This window comes from Flagellimonas sp. S3867 (genome assembly GCF_014698935.1).
In the GTDB taxonomy this organism is placed as follows: domain Bacteria; phylum Bacteroidota; class Bacteroidia; order Flavobacteriales; family Flavobacteriaceae; genus Flagellimonas.
Window position 1 is genome coordinate 560,561 of sequence record NZ_JACVMN010000001.1, and the last position, 26,256, is coordinate 586,816.

22 protein-coding genes are annotated in these 26,256 nt (G+C 39.7%); 6 read left to right on the forward strand and 16 right to left on the reverse strand.

What is annotated here, in order from left to right:
* Positions 1-10: 10 nt before the first annotated feature.
* From IAG46_RS02535 to IAG46_RS02570, 8 genes are all read right to left on the reverse strand, one after another.
* Positions 11-3,124, reverse strand: a complete 3,114-nt coding sequence (locus IAG46_RS02535; RefSeq protein ID WP_190808749.1) for an efflux RND transporter permease subunit — start codon at positions 3,122-3,124, stop codon at positions 11-13.
* Between the two features lie 23 nt (positions 3,125-3,147).
* Positions 3,148-4,239, reverse strand: a complete 1,092-nt coding sequence (locus tag IAG46_RS02540) for an efflux RND transporter periplasmic adaptor subunit (RefSeq protein WP_190808750.1) — start codon at positions 4,237-4,239, stop codon at positions 3,148-3,150.
* A gap of 19 nt (positions 4,240-4,258) precedes the next feature.
* On the reverse strand, positions 4,259-6,646 hold the full coding sequence (locus IAG46_RS02545) for a TolC family protein (protein ID WP_190808751.1): 2,388 nt from the start codon (positions 6,644-6,646) through the stop codon (positions 4,259-4,261).
* A 329-nt stretch (positions 6,647-6,975) separates the two neighbouring features.
* Complete coding sequence (locus IAG46_RS02550; protein WP_190808752.1) at positions 6,976-7,281, reverse strand: hypothetical protein; 306 nt, start codon at positions 7,279-7,281, stop codon at positions 6,976-6,978.
* Positions 7,282-7,287: 6 nt separating this feature from the next.
* Positions 7,288-7,455 (reverse strand): hypothetical protein, encoded by a 168-nt coding sequence (locus IAG46_RS02555; RefSeq protein ID WP_190808753.1) that lies wholly within the window; start codon positions 7,453-7,455, stop codon positions 7,288-7,290.
* Between the two features lie 51 nt (positions 7,456-7,506).
* Entirely contained in the window at positions 7,507-9,108 is a 1,602-nt protein-coding gene (locus IAG46_RS02560; protein ID WP_190808754.1) for an FAD-binding protein, read from the reverse strand.
* Positions 9,109-9,125: 17 nt separating this feature from the next.
* Positions 9,126-9,479: a hypothetical protein gene (locus IAG46_RS02565; protein ID WP_190808755.1), complete on the reverse strand. Its 354-nt coding sequence runs from the start codon at positions 9,477-9,479 to the stop codon at positions 9,126-9,128.
* Positions 9,480-9,826: 347 nt separating this feature from the next.
* Positions 9,827-10,930, reverse strand: a complete 1,104-nt coding sequence (locus IAG46_RS02570; protein ID WP_190808756.1) for a hypothetical protein — start codon at positions 10,928-10,930, stop codon at positions 9,827-9,829.
* A gap of 129 nt (positions 10,931-11,059) precedes the next feature.
* On the opposite strand from IAG46_RS02570, the gene IAG46_RS02575 reads away from it, so the two are divergent.
* Positions 11,060-12,325: a hypothetical protein gene (locus tag IAG46_RS02575; protein WP_190808757.1), complete on the forward strand. Its 1,266-nt coding sequence runs from the start codon at positions 11,060-11,062 to the stop codon at positions 12,323-12,325.
* A gap of 109 nt (positions 12,326-12,434) precedes the next feature.
* On the forward strand, positions 12,435-13,499 hold the full coding sequence (locus tag IAG46_RS02580; RefSeq protein ID WP_190808758.1) for a Gfo/Idh/MocA family protein: 1,065 nt from the start codon (positions 12,435-12,437) through the stop codon (positions 13,497-13,499).
* Here the strand turns inward: IAG46_RS02580 and IAG46_RS02585 are convergent.
* From IAG46_RS02585 to IAG46_RS17800, 5 genes are all read right to left on the reverse strand, one after another.
* Complete coding sequence (locus tag IAG46_RS02585; protein WP_190808759.1) at positions 13,496-14,194, reverse strand: galactosamine-6-phosphate isomerase; 699 nt, start codon at positions 14,192-14,194, stop codon at positions 13,496-13,498. The two genes, IAG46_RS02580 and IAG46_RS02585, sit on opposite strands and share 4 nt — an antisense overlap.
* 4 nt (positions 14,195-14,198) lie before the next feature.
* Complete coding sequence (locus IAG46_RS02590; RefSeq protein ID WP_190808760.1) at positions 14,199-15,947, reverse strand: sodium:solute symporter family protein; 1,749 nt, start codon at positions 15,945-15,947, stop codon at positions 14,199-14,201.
* Between the two features lie 78 nt (positions 15,948-16,025).
* Complete coding sequence (locus IAG46_RS02595; protein ID WP_190808761.1) at positions 16,026-17,399, reverse strand: alpha-galactosidase; 1,374 nt, start codon at positions 17,397-17,399, stop codon at positions 16,026-16,028.
* A 123-nt stretch (positions 17,400-17,522) separates the two neighbouring features.
* The gene (locus tag IAG46_RS02600) at positions 17,523-18,656 is read right to left on the reverse strand and encodes a serine hydrolase (RefSeq protein ID WP_190808762.1); all 1,134 of its coding nucleotides are present in this window, start codon (positions 18,654-18,656) and stop codon (positions 17,523-17,525) included.
* A complete protein-coding gene (locus IAG46_RS17800; protein WP_368668161.1) occupies positions 18,653-18,799 on the reverse strand; it encodes a TetR/AcrR family transcriptional regulator in 147 nt (48 codons plus the stop codon). Before IAG46_RS17800 ends, IAG46_RS02600 begins: the two co-directional genes overlap by 4 nt.
* A 283-nt stretch (positions 18,800-19,082) precedes the next feature.
* On the opposite strand from IAG46_RS17800, the gene IAG46_RS02610 reads away from it, so the two are divergent.
* Positions 19,083-19,604 carry a hypothetical protein gene (locus tag IAG46_RS02610; RefSeq protein ID WP_190808764.1) on the forward strand — a complete coding sequence of 174 codons (522 nt, stop codon included), beginning with the start codon at positions 19,083-19,085 and terminating at the stop codon, positions 19,602-19,604.
* A 17-nt stretch (positions 19,605-19,621) separates the two neighbouring features.
* Here IAG46_RS02610 and IAG46_RS02615 read toward each other — a convergent pair whose 3' ends face one another.
* Positions 19,622-20,521 (reverse strand): sugar phosphate isomerase/epimerase, encoded by a 900-nt coding sequence (locus tag IAG46_RS02615; RefSeq protein ID WP_190808765.1) that lies wholly within the window; start codon positions 20,519-20,521, stop codon positions 19,622-19,624.
* Between the two features lie 27 nt (positions 20,522-20,548).
* Positions 20,549-21,730 (reverse strand): sorbosone dehydrogenase family protein, encoded by a 1,182-nt coding sequence (locus IAG46_RS02620; protein WP_190808766.1) that lies wholly within the window; start codon positions 21,728-21,730, stop codon positions 20,549-20,551.
* Between the two features lie 323 nt (positions 21,731-22,053).
* Between IAG46_RS02620 and IAG46_RS02625 the strand changes: the two genes are divergently transcribed.
* Both IAG46_RS02625 and IAG46_RS02630 read left to right on the forward strand, forming a co-directional pair.
* Positions 22,054-22,563 carry a hypothetical protein gene (locus IAG46_RS02625; protein WP_190808767.1) on the forward strand — a complete coding sequence of 170 codons (510 nt, stop codon included), beginning with the start codon at positions 22,054-22,056 and terminating at the stop codon, positions 22,561-22,563.
* Between the two features lie 104 nt (positions 22,564-22,667).
* Positions 22,668-23,372, forward strand: a complete 705-nt coding sequence (locus IAG46_RS02630; protein WP_190808768.1) for a LytTR family DNA-binding domain-containing protein — start codon at positions 22,668-22,670, stop codon at positions 23,370-23,372.
* Between the two features lie 2 nt (positions 23,373-23,374).
* On the opposite strand, the gene IAG46_RS02635 is transcribed toward IAG46_RS02630, so the two are convergent.
* Positions 23,375-23,932: a DUF4251 domain-containing protein gene (locus tag IAG46_RS02635; protein WP_190808769.1), complete on the reverse strand. Its 558-nt coding sequence runs from the start codon at positions 23,930-23,932 to the stop codon at positions 23,375-23,377.
* A gap of 90 nt (positions 23,933-24,022) precedes the next feature.
* Between IAG46_RS02635 and IAG46_RS02640 the strand changes: the two genes are divergently transcribed.
* Positions 24,023-26,245 (forward strand): DUF5916 domain-containing protein, encoded by a 2,223-nt coding sequence (locus IAG46_RS02640; protein ID WP_190808770.1) that lies wholly within the window; start codon positions 24,023-24,025, stop codon positions 26,243-26,245.
* Positions 26,246-26,256: the final 11 nt, after the last annotated feature.

The window sequence follows — 26,256 nt, forward strand, 5'->3', positions numbered from 1 at the left end:
AGTAAATGGTCTAGGCATCCAGTAATTCTTGGTTGAATTCGTAGTTTTTGTAACTCACTTTAAATAAAGCGCTGTATAAGGCGGGAATGAACAATAGGGTAATTATTGTACCAAACAATAATCCGACCATTATGCTCACGGCCATCCCTTCCCACATTTCACCTCCACTAAGGTAAAGCGGAATCAATCCCAAAACAGTGGTAAAAGTGGCTAGCAAAATTGGTCTGAAACGCTGTAAACAAGCACCAATAACTGCATCCTGTTCGGTACGGCCCAAATCTTTCTGTTCAATTTCCATTCGATCAATAAGTACAATGGCGTTGTTGATTACAATCCCCGCCAAAGAAATGACCCCTAAAAATGGCATAAATCCAAAAGCTTCCCTAAACACGAGCAACCCAATTACAACGCCGATGACAGCCAAGGGTATTGTGAGAACTACCATAGCCATTTTCCTAAAGGAATTGAATTGTATGATCAATAGCAATACAATAATAAATGCCGAAACTGGTAAGTAACCAATAACTGACCCCATACTTTCTGCCGTGCTTTCTGCATCTCCACCAAATTTATAGGTATAGGCTTCTGGCCATTGGGTGGTTTCTTGGTCCAGCCATGGGGTGATCTCAGCTGTTATTGCAGAAGCATTTGCGCCTTCGCGTAGTTCACTACTGATATTTATGGTTCTGCGTAGGTCCAAACGTTTTATTTTAGAGTATTGCCAATCCGGAATAATAGATGCAACCTGCAATAACGGTACGGTTTTACCAGAATTTTGAGAATATACATTCAAGGTCTCCAATGAAGCCAAAGATTGTTGTTGAGAGGCATCACTACGCATGATAATTGGAATTGATTTGTCATCTTCCCTGTATTCTCCGGTTTGAAACCCATCAAGAACCGTTTGTAAGGATGTTGCAATATCTTGACTGGTTACCCCGGCAATCTGTGCTCTATTTTGGTCTATTTCAACCAAAAACTTTTTGCTTTTTGGACCCCAATCGTCCTTTACATTTTTGGTGCCGGTTATACTGGCTAATTTTAACTTGATGTTTTCAGAAATTTTTGAGAGCTCATCAGGATCACTCCCAGAAACTTTTATTTCTATAGGGGTACCACTTCCACCAGAACCCAAGGCTCCCACCTTAATATCGGCATTAGGAAAATTATCGAAGGTAAACCTATCCAGTTTGGTAATCATCAAACTATTCTCATTAAAAGAGGAAGTGTTGACCAGTATATGCGCATAATTGGAGTTGGCTTCATCTGGCGAATATCCCAAATCATACGACTCAGGCCCCTCTCCAACATAGGAAGACCAATCCACGATTCCCAAAGCCCTTGTGTTGTTCGTCTTTAGTGAATCAGTCATAAACCTTTCAATTTTATTGACCACCTCAGTTGTGCGCTCAATCTTGTTCCCTTCAGGGAGATTGATGTCTATGGTAATCATGTTTCGGTCGCTATCAGGAAAGAATATGAACGGAATCTTGGTAAAACCGTAGAGTGACACGAAAAACGTAAGAAATATGGCAATGATAACTTTGTATTTGTTTGCCAAGGCCATCAGAATTAAATTTTTATAATAATTCTTGCAGGCATTGATCACCTTGTCTACCAAACTAAGCTTCTTCTCTCCTTTAGGAGCGACTTTGAGGAACAAATAACAAAACATCGTAATTACAGTAAGGGCAATGATCCATGATGACGTTAAAGCAATAGTAATCACCACAAATATGGGACCTACAATATCTCCCATTACCGTTGGTGATAAATAAAATGCCAAAAATGCTGCAGATGTCGTCAATGTAGATATGAGCAGAGGCATCCAAAGTTCTGAGAAAGCTTCCACAGCCGCTTTCTTTTTTTCAATGCCCTGTTCCAGTTTTACCATAATGGTCTCAGCAACAACAATAGCATTATCTACCAACATACCCAGTGCCATGATCAAGGCCGCCAAGGTTACCTGGTTCAATCCGATATTAATGAGCCCCATGATCATTAAGGTCATAATGGTTACAATGGGGATAAGACTTGCAATAACAAACCCCGTACGAAAACCAAGAAAAATGAGCATAACCAATAAAACTATGGTTATTGATTGTAGTAGGTTGTTAATGAAGTCGCTTACCTTTACATCTATATAGGTATCCAAGGAAGAAACCCTGGTCAACTCCAATCCAATGGGAAGTTTCTTTTTCCAACCATCTACTACCTGGTTTACGGCTTCACCCAGTGCTACAATATTCTTATTTTCTTTTAGGTTGACATGAAGTGAAATAGCCTCTCTCCCATTTATACTTACAATTTGATTTGGCGGATCAATATAGCCCTTGGAAACCACAGTAATGTCACCCAGCTTTACCAATTGGTTTCCATCACCAACAGCAATTAACATGTCACGAATTGCTTCAACAGAATCAAAGTTTCCTGTAGGTTCCAGAATAATGCGTTCGTCTCCAACGTTCACCTGACCTCCAGAATTAAGAATGTTTATGGCAGATATACTCTGCTGCAGTTTGGATGCAGAAAGTCCGTATTCCTTTAGTCTTGTATTGTCAAACTCTACAAAAATGCGTTCTTCTTGAGCCCCTCCTAGCTCAACTTTGGCGGCATCTGGAAGTTTAATTAGTTCATCTTTGATGTCATCTGCATATTCCTTCATTTCGGAATAGGAATATCCATCCGAAGTCAAGCCTACCACTATGCCATAGACATCTCCTACGCCATCATCATTTAAATTTGGGTTTACACCGTTTGGCAAACCTTGAATGGAATTAAGCTTTCTTCGCAATCGGTCCCAAACAGCTTGCATTTTTTCTTTGGCTACTTCATCTTTTAAGGTGACACTAACAATGGAAAGCCCTGTTCTTGAGGTGCTCTTCACCTCATCAAGCTCTGGAAGTTCCTGTGCAACTTTCTCAATTTTATCCGTTACCAGTTGTTCAACACGTTCGGGACTTGCACCGGGAAATGAAGAGACCACCGTTGCCACCCGAATCGTATATGGGGGCATACTATCTCTGGAAAGCCCGAAATACATAGAAACGCCCAGTAAAATTATGGTTGCAAGAACCATAAAGGTTATTCTATTCTTTTCAATGGAAAACTTAGCTAAATTCATAGGTTGGTTTTTGTTCGGACGGTTTATTGCAATTTTACTTCTTGCCCATCTAAAAGGGTTTGCAATCCTGCGGTGGCAATTTTTTGTCCTTTGGACAATCCAGATGTTATCTCAAAACCATCAGATGCAAGGTTGCCAATCACAACAGCTTGTTTTCTTACTTTGGTCATTTCTCCTTCTTCTTCAATCAAAAAAACAAATCGTCCATTACTGTCCTCGCCTACAGCATGGGCAGGAACAACCAATCGATTTTCATCAATCTCACCGTTTCCAAAATCGAAAGCTACATTGGCAGCCATTCCACTTTTAATTGCCTCACTTGGATTAACAACAGTTACCCTGACCGGATACGTAGCTGTGTTTGAATCTACAGCTGGAGCTACTTCTGTGACCTTAGCTTTGAAAGTTTGGTCGGGTATTGATGAAAAATCGACAGCAACTTCCATTCCTTCCCCCACTCCGTTGATTACACTCTCAGGTAAACCCAGCGAAATTTCCATATCAGTTCCAGAATTGAGAATAGCTACGGATGACCCTCCTTGAATGTTTTCGTCGAGTTCTGCAGAAATAGAGGCAATAATACCATCTTCAGGCGCATAGATGTATCCATAATTTATTTGATCTTGCTGAATTTCGACACCACGTTTTGCGGACTTGTAGCTTTCCTCGGCATTTTTAAATGAATTTTTTGCTGCTTCAAAATCACTTAATGAAGTGCTCCCTTTTTCATATAGCGAACGAATTCTATTTAAGTTCAATTTGCTTGTGTTCATTTGTGAAGCTGCGCTGTTTAGCTGGGTAATCGATTGCTCATAGGCCAATCTGGATTGTACATTGTCCAATTTCCCCAGCAATTGTCCTTTCTTTACTTTTTGACCTAGTTTGATATCAAACTGGGTAATAATCCCGGAGCTTCTAAAACTTAAGTTGATGATTTTGTCTGTACGAGCAGTTCCGCTAAAGGTTCTGATCCGCTCACCTCCGAGAAATCCTACCTCCTGATATTTAACCGGTCGCAAGAACTTTTCTTCCTTTTTTTGTTCACCACCACAGGATAAAAACAATCCTGCAAGGACAAGGACACTGAACAAACTTAATTTTGATATGAATCTCATCAGTTGGTATTTTTTGTAATTAATTTCTAGTATTTAAATATTCAAAAAAGCTTTGCCTAAACTCATTGTTCTTTTCTTCAGAATTCAATAAAAAGTAGTAGCCCAAAAAACGCTCTACTTGAAGTGAATTGATCAAATAGTTATAGGTTGCATTGGCCCTTGCCAATTGGGCATTCAAAAAATTATTCTGTGCATCCAATAACTGTACAATATTGACAGCGCCTCCTGAGTAGGAAGCCTGTGTGAGTTCCAAAGCTTCTTCTGCGGTTTCTTCTGATATTTTTGAAAGTTGGATATTGGACATTTGATTCACAAGATTGAATATTGCATTGCGAATGTTTACTTCAATTCCCAATTCAACATTATTTTTATTGATTTCCAGCTGTTCTTTTTGAATCATTGCCGTTTGGCGGTTGATATTGGATAAGTTCTGATTTACAATAGGGATGGATAAATTGAGACCTGCATTGTAGGTATTGTCCAGCAGTGAAACGCCTTGTGGAGGTGTGCTCCCTGCACCTGACCGACTAAAAGTGGAACTGTATTGACCCTGCAGCGCCAAAGTCGGCAAGAGTCTACCATAACTATTGAGTTTAATATTTCGTTCGGTAGCAAGAAGGTTGTAGTTCAACGATTTTAGTTCGGGAGCATTTTTATTGGCTTCTTGGATTAGAAAATCGATAAAAGGTTCTCGCAATGTGGGGTTGTCCAACAAATTAAAAAAATCTTCATAGTTATATCGTTCAAAAATGCCTTCGTTGAAGTGTACATCTTCCACATCTATTTCAAGGTTCACAGGGTTGTTCAGCAACTGGTTGAGCACTAAAAAACCCTGTTCTAATTGATTAATAGCTTCCACCATTGACTGGGTATTTTGCGCCATTTCACTTCGAAATCGAAGCATATCAGATTTTCCTGATTGGCCAGCTTCAAAATTTTGTTGGGCAATTTCAAGATTTCGCCTGGTCAAGTCTACATTTCTGGATTGAATCTGAGTATTGACCTTTAAAATTAGCGCATTGAAATAGGCATTGGTCACATCAAAAATCAAATCCAGTTCAGCGGCATTAAAATTTGCCTCTTGGGCTTTTTGAAGGTTCCGTTGTATGGCAATATTGGCATTGGACGCTTCAGAAAACAAAGTTTGGTTCAGCGTTATATTCCCTCCAGTGGAGAATTCTGGATTTTGACCACCACTTCCTTCAGCAGCATCAGGGTCAATATAAGTGGCCGTGCCAGCAGCTGTCAAACTGGGCAGATAATTGCTATTGGCCGACTTTACATCCTGTAGTGCCAATTCCACATCCTTTTTATTGGAACTAAGGGATAGGTTATTCTCTAGGGCTTCATTGATTGCCGTTAATAAATCATAATCTTTTTCAGAAATGACATTTTTAAACTCCCCAACAAAGTCAGTTTGCCCCACTAAACTATATTTAATAGGTACTCCGGTCGCTTCAGCAGTATTATAATTAATGGTTAATCTTGGGGTATAATCAACATACACTGGAAGTTCGGCTAGTGATGTACCCGAAACATATGCTTCAATGGTCAAGGCTATACGTCTAAAAAATTGATCAAGGTTATCATCGGACTGATATGTTGCCATGAAACCATCTCTTACATCTTCCGTACCGTTAACTGTAAAAGAAGGAAGTTTGAACTGTATAAAGGTATTTGCCAACTGCTTTTTCTCTTCTTTGCTCAGAAAAAAGCCTCCCGCCATATAAATGGCATCAATTCCTTCTAAGTTTGAGGTGATGTCCTGAATAGTGGTGAAAGGGATTAACTTGTATTCAGAATCAAGCGCTTTTAATTCCCTATCAAAAGTTTCTTTGAGCGGTAAAATCTCGAGAAATGGCGTATCCACAACGATCCCCAAATTTGTAAAATTCGTTAGCTCCTTGAATTTCTTGAAATCCTCTTCATACGACTCTGATTCTACCAAATATGTAAAGTTTTCTATTCCAGAAGATGTGTTCGTCAAATCAAGATCATGAAGGTCCCGATTTACTGCACCAAAAAGGATCGTCGGTTTTTCATGTACTTTGATTGGGCTAATAATTTGATTATTCACAATCCCAAATGCCAGTATAATATCAGTATCATTGTTCAAAAGCTGGTCATAATTCTGCCTAGCCTTCATTAAATCGAAATCATTGACCAAAATGTTTTCTTGAGGAAACTGTATGTCTGCATCCTCCCCCACTACTGCTACAATTTCTGATTTTAATTTTTCGAGCAAGGGTGACATCTCTGGATTTATCTTATCTATGAGAATGCCAATCTGGTAGGTTTTGTTAGTCTGTGAAACTAAAGTCAACGAAAAAAATAAGAACAGTAAGGGCAGTTTTCGTTTCATATTTAAAGAACCGATGAAACGGAAATTCAAAATTATAGTGTTCATGGGAGGTTTTTGTGTCTTACTAAATGTAGCAAAAAATAAGTCTTCGGTGAAGAAAAACAAAATCAAGTAGCCGTTTTACGCTTTGGTAAGTAGTCAAATGAGTGACTACAACACTTTAACCTAAACAATCAGTTAACCATAGCGCATAATATGCCCACTATCAAATATAACCTGGAACAACGAATTACGATGGCAGTGGACTGTATTATATTTGAGTTCAATTTGGATGAAGTTCCAGAACTCATTTTGGACCCTGAGCAAATAGTGCAAGACCCTATTCGGAAACCAAGACGATTTCCTTATGTTCAAAAGTTCAGTGCATCGACTTTTTACGCACCTGTTTCTTCAGTGTTTGACGGGGTGGATTGTTTTTCTTTAAAATAGAATCCAATAATGAAACCCAAAGGTCCCGACAAAATGGAAGATACTGTAGTTAGCAGGTCCTTATAATCATTTGTTTTAAAATCACTGGTATTATAACCAATAATAAAGGTCACAAAAATCACACAAAAGAAAAGTATCACAAATACCATAGCCAATACTCCACGGTTCTTTTCACGCTTTTCATCCACGTTGGGTTTTATTACAATATTCTCTAATCTTTGTCCTATGTTGGATAGTATGTTGCCTTCCATATCAGTTTATTTTTTTCGAATTTTATAGGAGGGATATTCCCTTTCAAGCTCATTTTTTAATTCTTCCTGCATCTTGTCCACCTCTTGCTCATCTGGAGTGCTTAGGTCTTTATCTTTGTTCAATTCTATGATTCGTTCCAAGATTTTCTTGGTCAATCTTAGTTCGTATTCCATTTCTAATCTGGATTTTCTTACCATATTATTACAATTAATATTTCAATTCTATTATACCAAAGACTTGATCAAGTTGGGATCATTAACCGTTTCCTTGATCGCAAGACCGGTTTGTGTTAGAAACTCGTTGGAGAATAATTTTTGCATTTCATCACTCAATAGCGCGCATCGATATTCACGCCATGTTTTGGCATCTTGTCCATACATATGATCAATAAGTCCTGGAAACGCCCAATCAGCATTCTTTCCCCAATGGATGGTAAATGGAATATTGCTGTTTTTTAAGGCTTGTATCATTTTTTTGGAAAAACCTTTCAAGGTCCCTATGTTCTTTTTCTCGTTCCATAGCACCCCGTCAATCTCAACCATACAGGTTGTAGGGAATCTGGCAAATGATAAGGTAGCCTTGGATTTTTTAATAAAACGCATAGCAAAAATTCCAGGTATTGGACCTTCATCAATGCTCACTTTTGTAAGTACTTCCAAGGCTTTTTTAGAATTTTTATGATCCACTCCGAAGGAGCAGGCAAAGGCAGGGCCTTGGTATGGTGCATCCCAAAATGTTTCTGCCAAAGTCCCTGTTGATTCTTCGTTCACCTTGGGCAGTATTGAATTTTTAAGGGCATTGATAAATATGGGAATGGTACTCGGGACCCTAGAACCAATTTCCACCGCGAGATTTACCAAATCTCTATAAATCGATTTTTTGATTACTGGAAAGGGATCAGGATAATTTAGCTTAAACGGCTTTTTGTACATAAGCTCCACCACATAGTTACCGTTGTCTTTATATTGATTTACAAATACTTTATAGTGATATGGAATGTTTCCGTTTCCGGCCGAATCCAGTTCGGAAGGAATGGATTTAAATCCTTTAAAATCCAAACTCTCGGCCAAAGCAATGGCCTTGTCCTTTTTCAATTCTCGTACGTAGCGCTTGATCAAAAACAGATTTTGGGCCTCTATGACCACGCCATGAATAAATCCAAAAGAACCTAAGCCCACCAATGCGGCATTGAAGAGTCCATCGTTTCTTATTACCCGCGATCTCAACTTTTGCACAAACACATCGTTCAATGCCGGCTTGGTATGTCGTTCCAAGTACACAATATCCCCTGGGTCCGGACCAATAATAAGATTCAATCCAACAACATAATCTTGAACAGAGCCAACATTGATTCCAGAACCATGGACCCCAGTCGAAATACAACCTGCTATGGTCTGGCCATTACTTGCTCCTGAAGTTTTTAAAGATTTACCATGTCCCGCCAACTTTTCCGAGACCTCCTTGATATTGTTTCCACATTGAAACAGAAATAGATTGGACGCTTCATAACTGGATAGCGCATGTAAATCTTGGTCCATAAAGGAAAAATAGGTGTTCATATGGCCATTGTAGTGCATGCTATCCTTTTGATGCGCAATTTTAGACATGGACCATGCTGAGCCATATGCCCTAAACCCCATGTTCTTGTTCTTGGCTTCCTTTATCAATTTCTGGATTTCTTGTGCGGCATCATTATAGCGATCAAGTGTTGACGGCATAAGTGCAGAGGCTTCCAATTTGGTCTTGTAAAGCGTTTTTAAGGGGAAAGGTCCATTTGCGTGGAGTGTGTCCCAGTCGTTCAGTGAAAGTTTTGTTGTTCTGGCCATACCAATTTTATTTTAGGTTATTTCATGCAGACATATTTTATTTTCACCAATCGTTTTCTGCCAAAGGTGATGGTACTAAGCAGCACTCCACCCAACGTATTGCGGTACTCCACAGTATGCAATTTTCCTGTAGGGCATTTGTCGTTAACTTTAATCAAATACGTGAAATCCTTGTCGGCGACACCAATGGTTATAACGGTATCGAGCTCAATGACCTCCATATCCCTATAATAATCGTCCCGTACAATGGGAGCTGCCGGATTATAGGCCCCCTCAACACTTCTTAAACGGACCGAGTAACAGGAATTGAATAACAAAATCAGCAAAAACAAACTGAGTATTACCGTTATAACATGTCTTTTAATATTCATATGATATTTTTTTGTAAAAAGTATTGATATAACAAGCCAAACCTGTTAGACAGGCGGATACTTCTTTAATAATAAAGGGGGAATTTTAGCCCAAGAAGAAATTCTTGAGATTTAAATTTATGAAATAATCGGCATACTCCATTGCAGAAAAACCTTAAAAAAATTAAGGTTTTTCTTTGATTGTTAGGACATTACAATGGAAATTGGATGCTATTCAAAATATTGCCGCCAACAATCTAACACTACATTTTATTGTATTAACCGCTAGATCAATACTATTTTAAAATCATTTTGTCGGTTGATTTTAATAATGAGGCCAAAGTATCAGGTATGGGTTTGGAATGTTGTTACTTTATCTTTAATCCTTCAGAATTTGTAAATCTTCCGGTGACCAGCCAACCTCCAAAGTCCTCTGAAACAGCCATTATAAGCGTATTTTTTCCTTTCTTAAGATTGAGATAGACACCATCAAAAAGCCCTATGGTACCCAGATATCTGTAATCTCTTGTTTGAAACTTATTGGTGCCCCTGTAAATGGGTTCTCCATTTAGAATGACCACTACCCTATCGCTATACCCAAATTGAAATAACCTGGAAACATCCGAACTGGAAGTAATGGTAATTTTGGCCAAAACCGTATTTCCGGGTGTTTCGTTTCGCAATTCAACTGCTCTGGAGATATTGGCGGCGACACCCTCTTCCACGTAAATTTTTTTGTTCCATTTTAAGCGGGAGATCAAAGAGCCAATGTTTTTTGTGGCCTCCAGTTCTTTTTCCTCGAATTTGTCAGATACCGCCCACTCCCCTATTACATTCTCAATAGGTTCCCTCGTTCCTGGGTCAAAGTTTTGGATGACCGGAGTCTGTTGGTCGATTTTGATGTTGGCAATATGAAAACCACGAACAAGTCCACCTGAAAAACTTACCCCTCCTGCTTTGGGCTCATGAAATAACTGCCAAGAAAGATGTGGTGTTTCCGAATAATCTAAAAATATCTGGGCCCGACGGTCGTTGACTACAATTTTTACATGGGTCCATTTATCAAAGGTATATTTATGTCGGAACGAATACTTGGGGCCAAAGTAAAACTGCCAATTAGAAAGTCCATTGATTACGGGATTAGCTTGGTTAGCATCTGGATTTCCAGATTGATGTGGCCGGATGTAAAATTGCTCCGAGTTACTATCATTTATTCTGAAGTAGACTCCAGGAAATCCGCGATCTTCGGTTAAATAAATGTCATACTCTATGGTCCCGTTTAAAAAGGATATATCCTTTAAACCAACTGTCCCCCCTTTAAAATAGATGGTCTTATGTCCCTTGAAATCCTCAAAGATGTACGACTGTGTGTTCATTTCCAGATGAACTGTGTCCAAGGGAATAGCTTCTTGACTGAGACTAAATAATAGATTAAAAAGAAAGAGAATGGATAAAATGATTGTTTTGTTCATGACTTCGTATTTTTTGATGTTTCGAAGCTCCAACAAGAGATGCAAAAAGCAAAAACAAGTTCGTTCAAGATGGTTCATTCCCATTCAGGCTGCATTTTTTTTGTGATCTTTGTTTTGTAAAAACTAAAAATGCGTTCGGAACACCAATTGGTAAAAAAATGTTTGTTGCGCATCGAGAATATCCTTGGATGGGGAGCTTCCGATGCTTGGCATAATGATATGTTCCTTGAACTTAGCGATCGCATTCAGCAACAGACCAAAGTACTTCTGAGTCCTGTTACCCTAAAAAGGGTTTGGGGCCGGGTCGATTATAAAAGCGCTCCAAGCATTACCACGCTAAATACACTTGCCAAATTTGCAGGTTTTGAAAATTGGAGGGATTTTAAAAGTAAAACATCAACAAGAAAAAATTCTAGGATTTCTAAATTGATTGCCGCCAATCTCGGCGTGATTATGTTGGGTGCTTCGGTGATGACCATCATTTTTATTTCATTATTCTCCTTAAAAGGGCCTGCTGAAGAAGATGAACCAATCGATGTTTCCAAAGTGGTTTTTGAAAGCAGACCTATTGCCAAAGGACTGCCCAACTCAGTTGTTTTTAACCTTGATCTGAGCGAAATCGATGCGGACAGCATACACATTCAACAATATTGGGACCCAACCAAGACCATAAATTTAAATCAAGGACAAAAACAGGCCACAGGGCAGTATTATTTCCCGGGCTATTTTAGAGCGAAATTATTGGTAGATGGAAAGGTGTTGAAGCAACACGATCTATTTATTAAAACAGAAGGTTGGTTGGGCACATTGGACTATAGACCAATTCCAAAATATGTCAAATCCAATGCTATTTATGATGGCAAACTTTCTATGCCACCCCATATTTTAACAGAAATTGCAAACGTCGAAGAACCTTTTTCTTCCACATTCCATATGGTAAAGGATTTTGAGTCCATTTCCGGCGACAATTTCGAGCTTCGCTCAACCATCCAAAATACATATCGTGATAAATGGGCAGTATGTCAAAAGGCCTTTATCATTGTTTTGGGAACCAAAGGCGCCATGGTGATCTCATTTGGCATACCTGGTTGTGCCTCGGAATTATATGTGATGATGAATGACACCTATCTAAATGGTAAAGAACATGATCTTTCAAAGCTTGGTTTAGACTTGTCTGAAGCCAAAGACATTAGAATAGAAGTCAAGAGCAAGCAACTCAATATTTTTGTTGAAGACCAGCAACTTTTTTCAGGAAGTTATAAAGAAAGTATGGGTAGAATTGCCGGGGTACGTTATCGATTTTTGGGTGCGGGAGAAGTTTCACAGAGTAAACTTGCCAACTTGGATGGAAGCTCCAGTATCGACTTTTTGGACGAAAACGTTTTGCTGAAGTAGACAAGAAAATTCAGTTTGTTAGAAATGGTACTTTATTTTCCATTTTTGGAGAGTTCTTCATTATTAACCGTACAATCCCTAATATTGATGTACAATAACTTCAAAAAAAATGAAAACGTACAAGGTACTGGTCGTAGGATGTGGAAATATGGGTACTTCACATGCCAGGGCTTATCATAAACTACCACAATTTGAGATTGTTGGATTGGTCAGCCGAAATCCAGAGAGCAGAAATCGATTATCCGATGAATTGGGTGGATTACCTACTTATTCAGATTTTGAAGAGGCCCTAAAATTGGCCAAGCCCGATGTTGTTTCCATCAATACCTATCCCGAAACACATGCCGACTATGTTCGAAAAAGTTTGAACGCAAAGGCCCATGTTTTTGTTGAAAAACCTATAGCCACTACGGTCAAGGATTCCATAGAATTGGTGCAATTGGCCAAAGCCAACAACCTTAAATTAGTCGTTGGATATATTTTGAGAGTTCACCCTGCTTGGAAGAAATTTGTCGCTCTTGCCCAGGATTTGGGAAAACCTTTGGTTATGCGCATGAACCTGAATCAGCAGAGTTGTGGAGTTCAATGGGAGACACACAAGAATCTTATGAAATCTATGTCCCCTATTGTAGACTGTGGGGTCCACTATGTGGACATCATGTGCTTAATGACCCAGGCAAAACCTGTTAAGGTCAGCGGTATTGGCGCCAAATTATCCCATGAAATTGATGCTGAAATGTACAATTACGGACAATTACAGGTAACTTTTGATGATGGTTCCGTGGGTTGGTATGAAGCTGGCTGGGGGCCCATGATCAGTGAAACAGCTTTTTTTGTAAAGGATGTTATGGGGCCAAAAGGGAGTGTGAGCATAGCCGAAAAAACAGATACAGCATCGCAAAATATTGATGAACATACGCAGACTGGAGCTTTACACATGCACTATAGCGATATTGATGAAAGTGGTAATTTTCTTAGAAAAGATGAGTTGATCCCAATTGAAAATGAGCCTTCCCATGATGAACTTTGCCAACTGGAGCAGGAGTATTTACTAAAAGCCATTGAAGAGGATTTAGATTTGGACCAACATTTAGAAGATGCAGTTAATAGCCTAAATATTGTTTTGGCGGCAGATGAATCATTCCGAAGTGGAAAAACGGTCTATCTCGATTAATCCATAACAAAACAATCAACATTGTTATGCATCCACAAGAAGGAAGCCGGGCATTGCGGGTCCACTTTTGAGGACAAAAGCTGCTGTTTTGCTTTCTCCTTTCCTTCCCCAGAGATCAAAAGGACCACTCTTTTTGAATTCAGGATATCCTTGATGCCCAAAGTCATACCAAATTCTGGTTTTTGCATTTGATTTGCTATCATATTGTGCTGTTGAGATTCAGCGGCCAAATGTGCCACATGACATTCTTGAGTGGAAGAAGCAGGAGGTTCGTTGAATCCTAAGTGTCCATTTTTGCCCAATCCTAAAACACATAGATCTATTGGCCCCTCTTCAATTAACTTACGCTGTATTCGAATACATTCTTTTTCAGGATTTCTGGTTTCCTCGTCGAAAGCAATACAATTCTTTGTTGCAATTTTCAGCGGTTTAACGAGCTCTTTTTGCAGGTATGTTTCGCAACTTCCATTCTTGTCCTTCAATCCTATCCATTCATCCAACTTGATTATTCGCAATCTTGCATAGCGCTCCGAATTAGATATAGCGTCCTCCACCAATTTTCTGTAGACCGGTAATGGAGAATTCCCTGTTGCCGCACATAAAAGCAAATCAGGTTTTCTATCAATTTCTTTTATCAATAATTCAACCGCAGCAGTTGCGAAGGGCTTTTTGTTTTCAAAGTGATGAATTCTCATGTCCTTATTGCGTTTTCACTTTTTCCACAAGTCGTATAGTAAACCATCCGCTAATCAATCCAATACACAGTAAAATTGATGCGTAGAGGTATCGTCCGAGCACAGCATGTCCAACACTGAAAAGAATACTATTTAAAAAAACAACACCAAGGGCAAACCCCATCCAACTCATTTTACTTCCTTCAAACGAGGTCCTGCCAGTTGTTATCTGAGATGCTATTGGACCCCACCATCCTTTAGGACTCACCTTTTTATAAAAAGTGATAAGTGTTTGGTTAGCAACAGGTTTTGTCATAAAGGTGACTAACAAACTAACGACAGTACACATTAGTAAAATAACTGTTGCCCTGATCAGTGCATGCTCATCATTGTACCAAATGTTTACTTCCATAAGAAAAGAATCGCTGATCCATCCCATATTATATAACCCTTTGGCAAGCAAATGACCATTGGCAAGAACTAAAGCTGAAATCATTGCGGTTATTTCGGACCACGCGTTGATTCGCCACCAAAACCATCGGAGCATTAGAATTATGGCTATTCCGGATACAATTTCAATGATATAGATCCAGGCTCCTGCTATGCTGTCCATTTGCCAGGCCGCCATTGCTGAAAGCACTAATAAACCTGTAATTCCGATACGGGAAACCAATAAGTAATGTGAAGGAGTGGCATCCTTTTTTATAAAGCGTTTGTAAATGTCATTCACAATGTACGATCCTCCCCAGCAGAGGTGTGTATCCACCGTGCTCATAAAAGCTGCCATAAATGCAGCCACCAATAATCCTTTCAAACCTGAAGGCAAAACTTCCAAAATCATCATTGGATAAGCCAACTCAGGGTCAGCAATCAAAGCGGTCGAAGCTTCTGAAATAGGTAAGATTACAATAGACCCTAAGCCAACCACAATCCAGGGCCATGTGAGAATGACCACTCCGGCAACCGCAAACCATAATGAAGCCTTTATAGCATGTTTTTCGGTTTTGGCAGAAAAAAGTCGTTGAACAATGTAACCGTCTCCTTGTGCTTGCCCCAGCCATAGTATTCCAATGAGGCATACAAATGCAATCATCTCAGTGGGACCAATATGGGAAAGATTGGGCAGCATATCCAATACCCCTGCGGGAGCATCTGATCGCAACGCAATCTGGGAAGCAAGTTCTGTGGGGCCGCCAATTTGAACCAAGATCAAAATAGCCAAAAGAATGGTACTGATCGTACCTGCCGAAAAGTGAAGCATATCCAAAATGACAACACCTTTAATACCGGAAACCAAAGTATGTATCAATGCATAACCACAGGTAACGATCAACGCAAATTCGGCACTCCAGCCCAGCATAATTTGGGAAAATTTCAGCATGGCCAGCATTACCCATCCCAATGTTATGCAATTCTTGAAAATTCCGTAGAAAGCTGCTGTGAATCCGCGAAGTACGGAAGCTGATTTGCCGCTGTATCTCATTTCAATAAGTTCGGCATCGGTTAAAATTTCGGCTCTTCGCCAGTATTTGGCATAAAAGAACACCATCATCATTATCCCGATACCCAGGTACCACCATAGCCAATTGCCATAAATACCCTTGCTTCTTACCAAAGCGGTTACAGCGAGTGGGGCATCTGTGGCAAACCATGTAGCAGCAATTGAGGTTCCCAACAACCACCAAGGCAGACTGCGCCCTGCAACAAAAAAATCCGTGATATTCTTGGATTTGTGTTTGGCAACAAAAATGCCTATTGTGATCGTAACTAGCATGTAAGCTATAATTACAATCCAATCCAGTGTTTCAAGACCCATAAATCACGTAATTTAATTTCTGATTTGCATACATAATTAGTGCAAGGCAGGTAAAACTTCTTTTTGTAATTCCAACATTTCATTGCACATGTCCACTGCATTTCGATACGAATCGACAGTGGGTTCGATTAGGATGGCCTGTAACAGCTTGTCTTTGGATTTTTCGGAATAGGCTTCAACCAATAACTGATGAATGCTTGCATGCAGGCGTATGGTGGCTGCTATCCCTTCTGGTATGGGTTCAAGTTGGATTCCCTGAATTCCTGCTGCATCACAATAGGCTGGTACTTCCACAACAAGATCATCCGGTAAATTGGGGATGGCCCCTTTGTTTGGAATATTGACAGCTTCGAGCCATTGTTTATGCCCTGTGACCATGGATTCCATAATCAGTGTGGCAATTTCTCCAGAACTTTTAAAGCTTCCATCCTCGTTCTCCAGAACAATTTCTTCTGTGCTGCCCACCGGCAATAGTTTTTTGCTCCAATCTTTATTCCATGGTCGGTCATAATCTACACGATCAACGGTATAAACCCCTTCTGGAATTTGATTGTTTTCCCACGGATGTCCATCATAAGGGTCATAAAAAAACTGTAATTGCGGAATTACAAACTCTTCGGCCCAACGAATATATTCGCCATAATGGTTGGATGCCGGGGATGGCCATAGGCCGAACCTGCGGAAAAGTATTCTGCCCAGCGCCAATTCGTGCCATTTGGCCAGCCAATCTCCTTTTTGTTCGATTTCACGTAATCTGGGATAAAGGTTCTCCCCGGTGGATTTGTTTTTTATCTCTTGAAACCACGTAAAATGATTTATCCCACATGCTTTGGTCTGCAACTCATGCAACGGAATGTTGAGCAATTCCGATAGCTGCTCACGTCCCATAAAAACTCCATGACAGAGCCCGACGGCTTTAATGTTGGTCAATCGGGTTACGGCTTCACATATTTTGTGCTCAGGATTGGAAAAATTCAGTAATAATGCATTTGGGCATAGGTCTTCCATGGCTTTCGCCAATTCCATTATAACCTTGATATTTCGCAACGCATGAAACAAGGAGCCTACTCCCCCATTTTCACCATAAACTTGTTTAAATCCATACTTTCTGGGAATATGAAAATCTTGGGACCAATACACATTGCGGTCTTTTTCAAGTGCGCAAATCACAAAGTCCGCATTTCTGATAGCATCATCCCTATTGGTTCCAGAAACAATTTTTGCGTTCCGTTTCAATTTTTCATTGACGTAGGTTGCATGCGAATGCACATGATCTAAATGGGATTTTTCAATATCCATTAGGTATATTTCCAAACCTCTGGAGCACAATTGTTCGTTCAGCAAAATATCTTGAACTATAATGGGGCCAAATTGAAGACTTCCGGCACCGATGTAGGCAACTTTTATCATAGTATTGGTTGGTTGTTGGTCATAAACAATCCCGTAAAATACGATTTGATTTAAAGTTAGGACAGTTCAATGGAAAAAATCAACAATAACCTGTAAAAGACGCTATCTCATAAAAATAAAAGTCTATAGGTTTTGAAATACCTTTTGCAGCAGTTCGTTAACCAGCTCATATCTTAAAAGGGGGCCATTTTCGGACCTACTTTGATTATTGAGCATGGCAATGCTTACCTTGGTCGTGGAGTCATAGAACATATAAGAACCATACCCACGCATACCTCCGGTATGACCCCACATAGATCTACCCGCAAAGGTTACCTCTCGTACACCCAAACCGTATCCCGTAAAAATTGTATCGTCAATCGGGGTAAAACTTAACATCATGTTCTTTGTTTCTTGGGATAAAAGAGCACCATTGAATAGGTGTTGTGGCCACATGGATAGGTCAGAAGCTGTAGAAAACACATCCGCTGCGGTATAGAAGACACTATGGTAGGCTGCACCGAACTCGCTGGATATATCTTGTAAAGTGCCGTCGCCGTTGCTGTCTCTCCAAGGAGTGGCAATAGGCCCGACCAAACTTTCATTGGCTGGGAAATAAGTGTTTCCCAATTGTAGAGGGTTGAACAATTTTTCACGAAAAACTTCTCCAACTGTTTTCTGGGTCACTGCCTCAATAATCAGCCCTAATATCAAATAGTTGGAATTTGAGTATTCATACCTGTCTCCTGGCGCAAATTTGGGCTCACCGACATAATCAGCCAGTTCAACAGGCGGAATGGCCATTTCAAGGTTTCCCTCAACCCTGGGCCAGATATCTGGATGTCTGAAATAACCCAATAGACCCGTAAAATGCCCTAGTAATTGTTGCACGGTTATGGACTCATCGATGTTTACCGAGTTAAGGGGCAGCCACTTACTTATTGGGTCGTCTAAATTCAATTGCCCTTCTTCCATCAATTTAAGGACTGTGGCGGCAACAAAAGTTTTGGTAATACTGGCAATTCCAAAACGCATGTCGCCAGTTACTGGGGTATCAACTTCTGAAGTACCTCCCTGTAATTTCCATCTTTCTTCCCCATCGACCCTTATGGAAACTGAAACTCCAAGTAATTTGTCCGAGCCAAGCTTTGAATCGATGACATTTTGAAGTTCAGTTACAAACAGTGCTTCTTCATCAATCGGATTTTCATCTTTTGATTCATCATTGGAACAGGCAACAATTAGTAAAATCCAAACAAAAACTTTTAAAAATTTCATATAAAATGATGATAAATGTTTCCTACAGCCATGTTTGATTTTTCAGAGATTTGGGCCATGGAGGTCTTTTGAATACCTTGATTCACAAAGAGTGTTAAGGAAGCTTCCAATAGATCCATTTTTTTATTCACGATTTTCATCATATTGACTGAATGTTCATTCGATAAGATATAAAAACATAATTAAATACCAAGTGAGCTCTTCTTCATAAATCACGACACGTGTTTCCTCAATTCAAAACGGGTATTCATCAATCGGACTTCTTCATGAATGCTGAATTACAATAGCTTGTGTGAAAAATATTAGGAAAATGACTACGCTAGAACTTATAAACGGATTACAAATCGCCTCTTTGGTAATCACTGCAATCATATTATATCTATTCGGTTTTCTCCATGGCATGCACTGGAAAAAAAGGAATGGGATATGAGGGTATATTACATAGTGCCATTAATTGTATTTCTGTTGCTTGCTTGCTGTGATAATTCCAATACAAAAGACAAGTTGAGCCAAACGGAAGAAATTCATGTTGGTTATCAGAAAGAGATTCTAAATGAGAACGATGGAGATATGAAAAAGGCACTTTTGGAGTATGACAAGAATGTTAAAACCAATCTCGTTCTTTGCGATAATTTCGAGTTCACGATTCGGGTAGATCGGCTTATGGACCATTCTTTAAGGTATGCCTGTTGGAAAAAACCCAAATCGGCATATGATGTTCCTGATTTTATAATTAATAATGGAGTAATATTTGAAAACACTTTGGACGATCGAAAAGAATATACGTTTTCAAATACGGATTGGAACTACTCCATTGAAAGAATAATTTCCCTGGACGCTCCCGAGGTGGTTCATATATTTCTTGAAATACACAATAAAAATGGAAAGGAAAACTATGCTTGGAAAATGCGTGATTTATCGCACTCTAGATATGCAGAAAGCAAATAACCTTCCAATGACATTATTTATAGAAACCGCTGAAGGTTATCTTTAAAATAGGTCGCACTATCCGTTATACTTTGGATTGAATTTTTTGCAAAGTTGCCGCCTTGTTCCAAGTAATAAAATTGCAAGCCAGATTTGTCCAATTTCGGTAACATGTCGATATAATCAATGGATCCATTGCCCAATTCTGAGTAATCACGGGTTACTTTGTCCATATCTTTTATATGCCACATCACATAGCGTTCCGGTTGCTTTGCAATGATTTCCATTGGTGTTCTTTTTGCGGAATGCTTTACCCAATATAGATCTATTTGAAGTTTAACCAATGAAGGGTCGGTACCTTGAAGAACAATCTCATACCCATTTGTGCCTCCAAGATCATCAAATTCAAAGCCATGGTTGTGATAGGCGAACCTCAAACCTACTTTGTTTATCCGCTCCCCTATTTTGTTCAATAAACCGGTTAGTTTTTTATAGCCCTCTGCATTCCTGAATTTTGGGTCGAGCCATGGCCAGGTAATAAAATCTTGCTTTAATGTTGTCGCTCCTTCAATGCATTGATCTACATAGCGCATCAAATCGGATTCAGATTTGTCAAAGAAGTTCATTAATCCATAATGCCCGCTTGATGTGGTCAAATTATGATCTTCCAATATCTTCTTGAAATCAGCGGTTTTGTATCCGTAATAGGTATCCTCTTCCCCATTGTAACCATAGATCTCAAGATCTTGGTATCCCAAATCCTGTACTTTTTTTAAACTTCCAATAGGGTCCTTTTCCATCACATCACGAATCGTGAAGAGCTGAAGACCCATTTTGTATTGTGGTTTTGTTCCTAATGAAAATCCCGACACGGAAAGTGGAATGGTTGAACCGGCCATTGCTAAAGTGGATTGTTTTATGAAGTTTCTACGCTGCATCGCTCTTATCTCTTAATTAAAAGGAATTTAGTTATAGGTTACCCGGTAAATAGCATCCCCGAAATCATCAGATATCAACATGGAACCATCTTTTAGAAACAGCATATCCACTGGTCTACCAAAAGCTTCTTGTTTTTCGTCATCAAGCCAACCATCTATGAATGTTTCATAACTAACAGCTTTATCCTCCTTTAGTTTGACCAGGGAAATACGATATCCCACTTTCGATGAACGATTCCACGAACCATGCTCTGCTACGAATGCATAGTCTTTATACTTTTCTGGAAACATGCTTCCTCTGTAGAACTTCACTGCCAATGGGGCCACATGTGCACCCATGGCTTGTACTGGAGGTTCAAAGTCGGAACAGGGGAATTTATCACCGAATTCTGGGTCTTTTACCGTTCCACCATGACAATAAGGGTATCCAAAATGTTGACCGATTTCGGTCACCCTGTTCAACTCGCAAGGCGGAATGTCATCCCCTAACATATCCCGGCCGTTATCAGTGAACCAAAGATTGCCCGTTTCTGGATGCCATGTAAATCCGACAGTGTTTCTGACCCCTTTTGCATAAATCTCCCGATTGCTACCATCAGGATCCATTCGGGTTATGGTAGCAAAACGCTCATCTTCTCCCGAACGCTCACAAATATTGCATGGCGCACCAACAGGCACATATAACTTATCATCAGGTCCGAAGGCAATGTATTTCCATCCGTGGTGAAACTCCGTGGGATAATCATCATATATAACCTCGGGTTCCTGTAAATCAGATAATTGTTGTTCAATATTGGGATAACGTAGCAATCTGCTTACCTCGGCCACATAGAGTGCCCCATCTTTAAAAGCGACACCGTTGGGAGCTTCTAACGTGGTGTCCAAAACCATTACTTTTTCAGCATAAAAATCATTGTCCAAGTCTTGAAGTGCATAGATAGTGTTCTCATTACGGGTTCCCACAAACAAAGTGCCATTGTCTCCCATCGCCATGGACCTTGCGCCATCCAATCCTTCAGCAAAAACCTGAATTTTAAATCCGTGTGGTAAATTTAAATTGGCAAGTGGTAGGCTTGTTTCATGTTCAATGGGTTCTTGAGTCTCTGTTCTTTGACCTTCTATCTCCTCTTTTTTTGATTGCTCTTTTTTAGTATTGCAGGAATAAACAAAAAGGGATATAGCGATTAAAAAAGTTATTCTCTTTAGCATATTTAGTTTGATTGTTGTGACTTTTTATGAAATCATTGATAAAACGACCATAGCTTGGTCGCGAGATTTTCTGTTCTTTACAAGAACCATTTTTACTGCATACGAAACTTCTAAAATACATAAAACTTGCTCTTATTTGATTTCATAAATGGAAATACACTATCGATCTGATGACATTTCACAAAGAGTCGGCACCGTGTTAGTTTTGATTCAACGGTTATTTCACGACACCATCATACAGTTTCAAGACAAACCGCCCAAACGACACTGATAAAATCTGTCAATTATTACTTTTTTGTAATATCATATTAAATCGAACGGTAATGGACAGAAAAACATTTCTTAAACAGAATCTGCTCTTAGGAGGAGCAATAACTATGGGAGCTGGTACACTAATGGCTGGAACTGGACAAGCTCAAAACGATATTTTTAATCACGAATTAATTTTGGAGTTTGTATTTGCAGCTCATAAAAGTTTGGACGAAACACAAAAGCTACTTGATAAATATCCGCTGTTGCTCAATAGCACAAGTCAGTTTAAAAAAGGGGATTTCGAAACAGCTGTTGGCGGTGCCTCGCACATGGGACGAAAAGATATTTCCGACTTTTTGGTCAGCAGAGGTGCCCGACTGGATATATTCAATTATGCTTTTTTAGGTTATGATGATTTCGTAAAAAAATGGATTACTGACTATCCCAATTTTTTAAATGCTCCAGGACCACATGGTTTCACCTTGCTCCATCATGCTGAAGTAGGTGGACGCAAAGCTTTGGCTGAATGGTTACAAGACAAAGGTTTGCATGAAAAGATGTTCAAAGGAGTTTTTGGGTAGACCCCTAATATTTAAACCACACTTTTTAGTATTATTTGGTAACTTACATGGACTCTTTTTAAATTATAATACAGGTGTTGATTGTTCGAAACGAAAAAAGGTTCTTGTACATATCTGCGATTGTACTGATTGCAATTTTTGCGATTACCTTGGTTCAAAATATCATTAGATATAGTAACCATGCAAGCTACAGCATATGGATATCCATAGTTTATTTATGTGTTTCAGTGCTCTTATTTATTCCAGTAATTGCGGTTTCCTTAAAAATTCAGATTGCGATCCGCAAAAAATTTCCTGAAAAGTTTTGGGGACTTGTTTTATTCCTTATTCCTATTAGTCTTTTCCTTTTTTACCTGATTTCCAATGTGGTGCTTCATGTGTTGGGCTATTTTGATCACTATGTCGATATGGAATATGCGCGCTATTATTTTGGACGTGAGGCCCTGTATCATTTGATCATGCTAATTGGGTCTGCAGTTTACGTTCATCTTAGTAAACAAAAATTCCCGACCATAGATGTCTTTAAAGGACGCAAATTGATGACCATTGACCTTAAAACCGTAGAATGGATTGAAGCCGATGGCCATTACGCCAATTTTTATGTGGAAAACGAAACATATATTAAAAGAGATAAACTTGGTTTACTGGCCAAAACTTTAGGTCCTGACTTCGTACGAATCCACAGAAAGTACATCGTGAATAAAAGTCAAATCAAATCCAAAGAAAAACAGGGAAGGGATGAATATCTTATCCTTACTTCTGGAATTCGGTTAAAAATTGGACAATCATTTAAACCTATAACTTGGTAGCACTACTCCGAACTATACTTTGCCACACTACCGTTATACCAAATTGCGGTTCTGTGCGTGCTATTGATATTAATGGTACTCGATAAATCAGGTAGTAACTCTGCCGAAACATCAAATGCCTCCGTTCCACTTCTAATTCTAAACTGGACTGTATAGCCAGAAGTCTTTTCATTGGGTGAAATCTCAAAATCCTGAGGAATACCGTCAAACCGAACGCCAGTGTTCTTGGAATTATAGGGTGCGGATATTTGCCGTTCCCCATAATACGGAAGGTTGGCAGTCACGCTATCTTTAACCACTCTCAAAAAACTCGACATGCCGGTCAAATCAATTCTGCCAACATTGCTGCCCGGGGGCAAGAGTCCAGCATTGGCAACCCTGCTTACCGTTCCCGTGGCCAATGGTCTGGCCGTATTAACATTGATCACAAAGGATTTGTTGGAGACCAACGCATTTAAATCTTCAATTTGTGCCGTTGTTGAGGGCACTTGTTTGTTAGAACCACAACCAAAAGCTATCAAAAGAAACAATAGAAGTGAAAATTTGTTGAATACTGACATAGCTTGTTTTTTCAGCTTATACAAGATACACAATCCGTAAATAATTTCCGATTTAAACAGTATCTTTAACTTTTAACCAGACCAACATTTATGAAAGTTCTGCTTCGCAGTGCTGTCTTTTTTTCAGCCTTGTTTTCTTTGCCATTAGTTGCGCAAAATAACATTATCCAAGATTCCATTCAGAACAAACCCCAATATACGGCTACCGAACTTGCCCAAGGTCCGAAGGTCGATGGCGATATATTGAATGATCCCATTTGGCAAAGTGTTCCTCCCATTGGAAATTTAGTGCAATTACGACCCAATTATGGCCAAGCCGTTTCCGAAAAAACCGAGATACGAATAGCCTATACCTCAAATACATTTTATGTATCTGTTGTATGCTATGACACGGATGCCACTAATATTGTGGTTTCCGATTCACGGAGGGACGCCAGTTTAAACGACGAGGATAGCTTCCTGTTCATTATCGATACCTATAACGACCAGCAAAATGGTTTTCTGTTTGGTACCAATGCCCAGGGAATGGAATATGATGCCCAAATTGACAACGAGGGAAAGGGCAATTTCAATACAAACAGACAACAAGGAGGGGTAATCGGCGGAACTAATTTGAATTGGGATGCCACTTGGACGGTCAAATCGGAATTGGGGGATTACGGATGGAGTGCCGAATTTGCCATTCCATTTAGGTCACTCCGATTTGCTTCTGGCAAGAATAAAACCTGGGGGCTTAATTTTAGACGAAACATTAGCAAGAACTCTGAAACCGCATATTGGACTTCCCTTCCATTAGGTTTTGATATGAAAAGGCTCTCCTTGGCCGGAAAACTGAACGGATTAAATCTAAAGAACCCCGGCAACCTAAAGCTGATTCCATATGCTTTGGGGCAATTTGTAAACGATAAATCAGTATCGCCAAATGAGACTGATACTAACTTTGAGGTTGGTGCCGATATCAAATACAGCATCACCCCGAGTTTAACCTTGGACCTTACTTATAATACGGACTTTGCCCAAGTTGAAGTAGATGACCAGCAAGTAAACTTGGACAGGTTTAATCTATTTTTTCCGGAGAAACGAGCCTTCTTTTTGGAAAACGCCGGTCAATTCAGTGTGGGTAGCCCCGGTGAAGTAGATCTCTTTTTCAGCAGAAGAATCGGCATTGGTGATGATGGAAGTCTTGTTCCTATTATTGGAGGAGCACGGCTGTCGGGAAAGGTAGGACAAACCAATGTTGGACTGCTAAGCATGTTCACGGAAGATGTTGAGACCGCAGGAATTGAAAAGAACAATTTCTCCGTGGCAAGGGTAAACCATGATTTTCAAGGAACAAGATCATCCCTTGGTGGTATTTTCATCAACAGGGCCGGACTTGGTAGCATGGATGATGATTACAACCGTGTGTATGCCATGGATGGAAAGTGGGGAATTGGCAACAAAGCCGAAATCAATGGGTTTGTGGCAAAAAGTACTACCCCGGGCGTTGAAGAGAATGACCATGCCTTTAAAATTTTGGGCAATTACAATTGGAACGGTTGGGATTTGCGGGCAGGATACACCGAAGTAGGACAAGGATTCAACCCAGAAGTAGGATTTTTGCAACGAACAGCGTTTCGAAAGCCTGAATTCTTGATCTTTAAGGCACATCGATTTAAGGATGCAGGAAAACTATTGGAAATTCGACCTCATGTTTCCTATCGAGGTTATTGGAATTTTGATGATGAGCTCATAACAGGTTTTTTGCATGTGGACAATCATTGGGAATTTAAAAGCGGCTTCGAGGTCCATACCGGAATAAACTTTACCACGGAACGCGTATTACAAGATTTTAATATTTCGGATGTTACGGTGCCGATTGGAAATTACAAGAACGAAGAACTGCAACTCATTCTAATTACGAACAGAAACAATGCCTTTTCTTTGGACACGCGTACGATTATTGGTGGGTATTTTAACGGTAACCGAATAACAAACAGTGGCACAGCCCGGTATCGGATTGGGGATCGGTTTAATTCTTCCTTGATTTTCAGTCATAGCGACATTAAACTGGACACGGGCAATTTAACAGCCTTGGTAGGCGGTTTGCGCTTGTCCTACTCGTTTACTCCACGAATGTTTGTTCAAAGTCTTATCCAACGTAACAATGTTTCCGAAATCACCTCGGTAAATGCGCGTTTTGGATGGCTTCAAAATGCCAACACAGGTCTCTTTGTGGTCTTTAATATTGTAAAGGATGATGACGACCTCGACTTGTTGAACAATCAAATTATCACAGTGAAATATACCCACCGTATAGATCTTCTCAATTAATGTAATTGGAT

What these genes read in the sequence shown, in the direction of transcription:
- IAG46_RS02570 (WP_190808756.1), bottom strand. Translation starts at nt 10,930, where the DNA reads ATGAACAAAACAATCATTTTATCCATTCTCTTTCTTTTTAATCTATTA.
- IAG46_RS02600 (WP_190808762.1), bottom strand. Translation starts at nt 18,656, where the DNA reads ATGAAATTTTTAAAAGTTTTTGTTTGGATTTTACTAATTGTTGCCTGT.
- IAG46_RS02590 (WP_190808760.1), bottom strand. Translation starts at nt 15,947, where the DNA reads ATGCTAGTTACGATCACAATAGGCATTTTTGTTGCCAAACACAAATCC.
- IAG46_RS02555 (WP_190808753.1), bottom strand. Translation starts at nt 7,455, where the DNA reads ATGGAATACGAACTAAGATTGACCAAGAAAATCTTGGAACGAATCATA.
- IAG46_RS02610 (WP_190808764.1), top strand. Translation starts at nt 19,083, where the DNA reads ATGAGGGTATATTACATAGTGCCATTAATTGTATTTCTGTTGCTTGCT.
- IAG46_RS02640 (WP_190808770.1), top strand. Translation starts at nt 24,023, where the DNA reads ATGAAAGTTCTGCTTCGCAGTGCTGTCTTTTTTTCAGCCTTGTTTTCT.
- IAG46_RS02565 (WP_190808755.1), bottom strand. Translation starts at nt 9,479, where the DNA reads ATGAATATTAAAAGACATGTTATAACGGTAATACTCAGTTTGTTTTTG.
- IAG46_RS02560 (WP_190808754.1), bottom strand. Translation starts at nt 9,108, where the DNA reads ATGGCCAGAACAACAAAACTTTCACTGAACGACTGGGACACACTCCAC.
- IAG46_RS02550 (WP_190808752.1), bottom strand. Translation starts at nt 7,281, where the DNA reads ATGGAAGGCAACATACTATCCAACATAGGACAAAGATTAGAGAATATT.
- IAG46_RS02635 (WP_190808769.1), bottom strand. Translation starts at nt 23,932, where the DNA reads ATGTCAGTATTCAACAAATTTTCACTTCTATTGTTTCTTTTGATAGCT.
- IAG46_RS02595 (WP_190808761.1), bottom strand. Translation starts at nt 17,399, where the DNA reads ATGATAAAAGTTGCCTACATCGGTGCCGGAAGTCTTCAATTTGGCCCC.
- IAG46_RS02625 (WP_190808767.1), top strand. Translation starts at nt 22,054, where the DNA reads ATGGACAGAAAAACATTTCTTAAACAGAATCTGCTCTTAGGAGGAGCA.
- IAG46_RS02585 (WP_190808759.1), bottom strand. Translation starts at nt 14,194, where the DNA reads ATGAGAATTCATCACTTTGAAAACAAAAAGCCCTTCGCAACTGCTGCG.
- IAG46_RS02535 (WP_190808749.1), bottom strand. Translation starts at nt 3,124, where the DNA reads ATGAATTTAGCTAAGTTTTCCATTGAAAAGAATAGAATAACCTTTATG.
- IAG46_RS02580 (WP_190808758.1), top strand. Translation starts at nt 12,435, where the DNA reads ATGAAAACGTACAAGGTACTGGTCGTAGGATGTGGAAATATGGGTACT.
- IAG46_RS17800 (WP_368668161.1), bottom strand. Translation starts at nt 18,799, where the DNA reads ATGATGAAAATCGTGAATAAAAAAATGGATCTATTGGAAGCTTCCTTA.
- IAG46_RS02575 (WP_190808757.1), top strand. Translation starts at nt 11,060, where the DNA reads ATGCGTTCGGAACACCAATTGGTAAAAAAATGTTTGTTGCGCATCGAG.
- IAG46_RS02615 (WP_190808765.1), bottom strand. Translation starts at nt 20,521, where the DNA reads ATGCAGCGTAGAAACTTCATAAAACAATCCACTTTAGCAATGGCCGGT.
- IAG46_RS02620 (WP_190808766.1), bottom strand. Translation starts at nt 21,730, where the DNA reads ATGCTAAAGAGAATAACTTTTTTAATCGCTATATCCCTTTTTGTTTAT.
- IAG46_RS02545 (WP_190808751.1), bottom strand. Translation starts at nt 6,646, where the DNA reads ATGAACACTATAATTTTGAATTTCCGTTTCATCGGTTCTTTAAATATG.
- IAG46_RS02540 (WP_190808750.1), bottom strand. Translation starts at nt 4,239, where the DNA reads ATGAGATTCATATCAAAATTAAGTTTGTTCAGTGTCCTTGTCCTTGCA.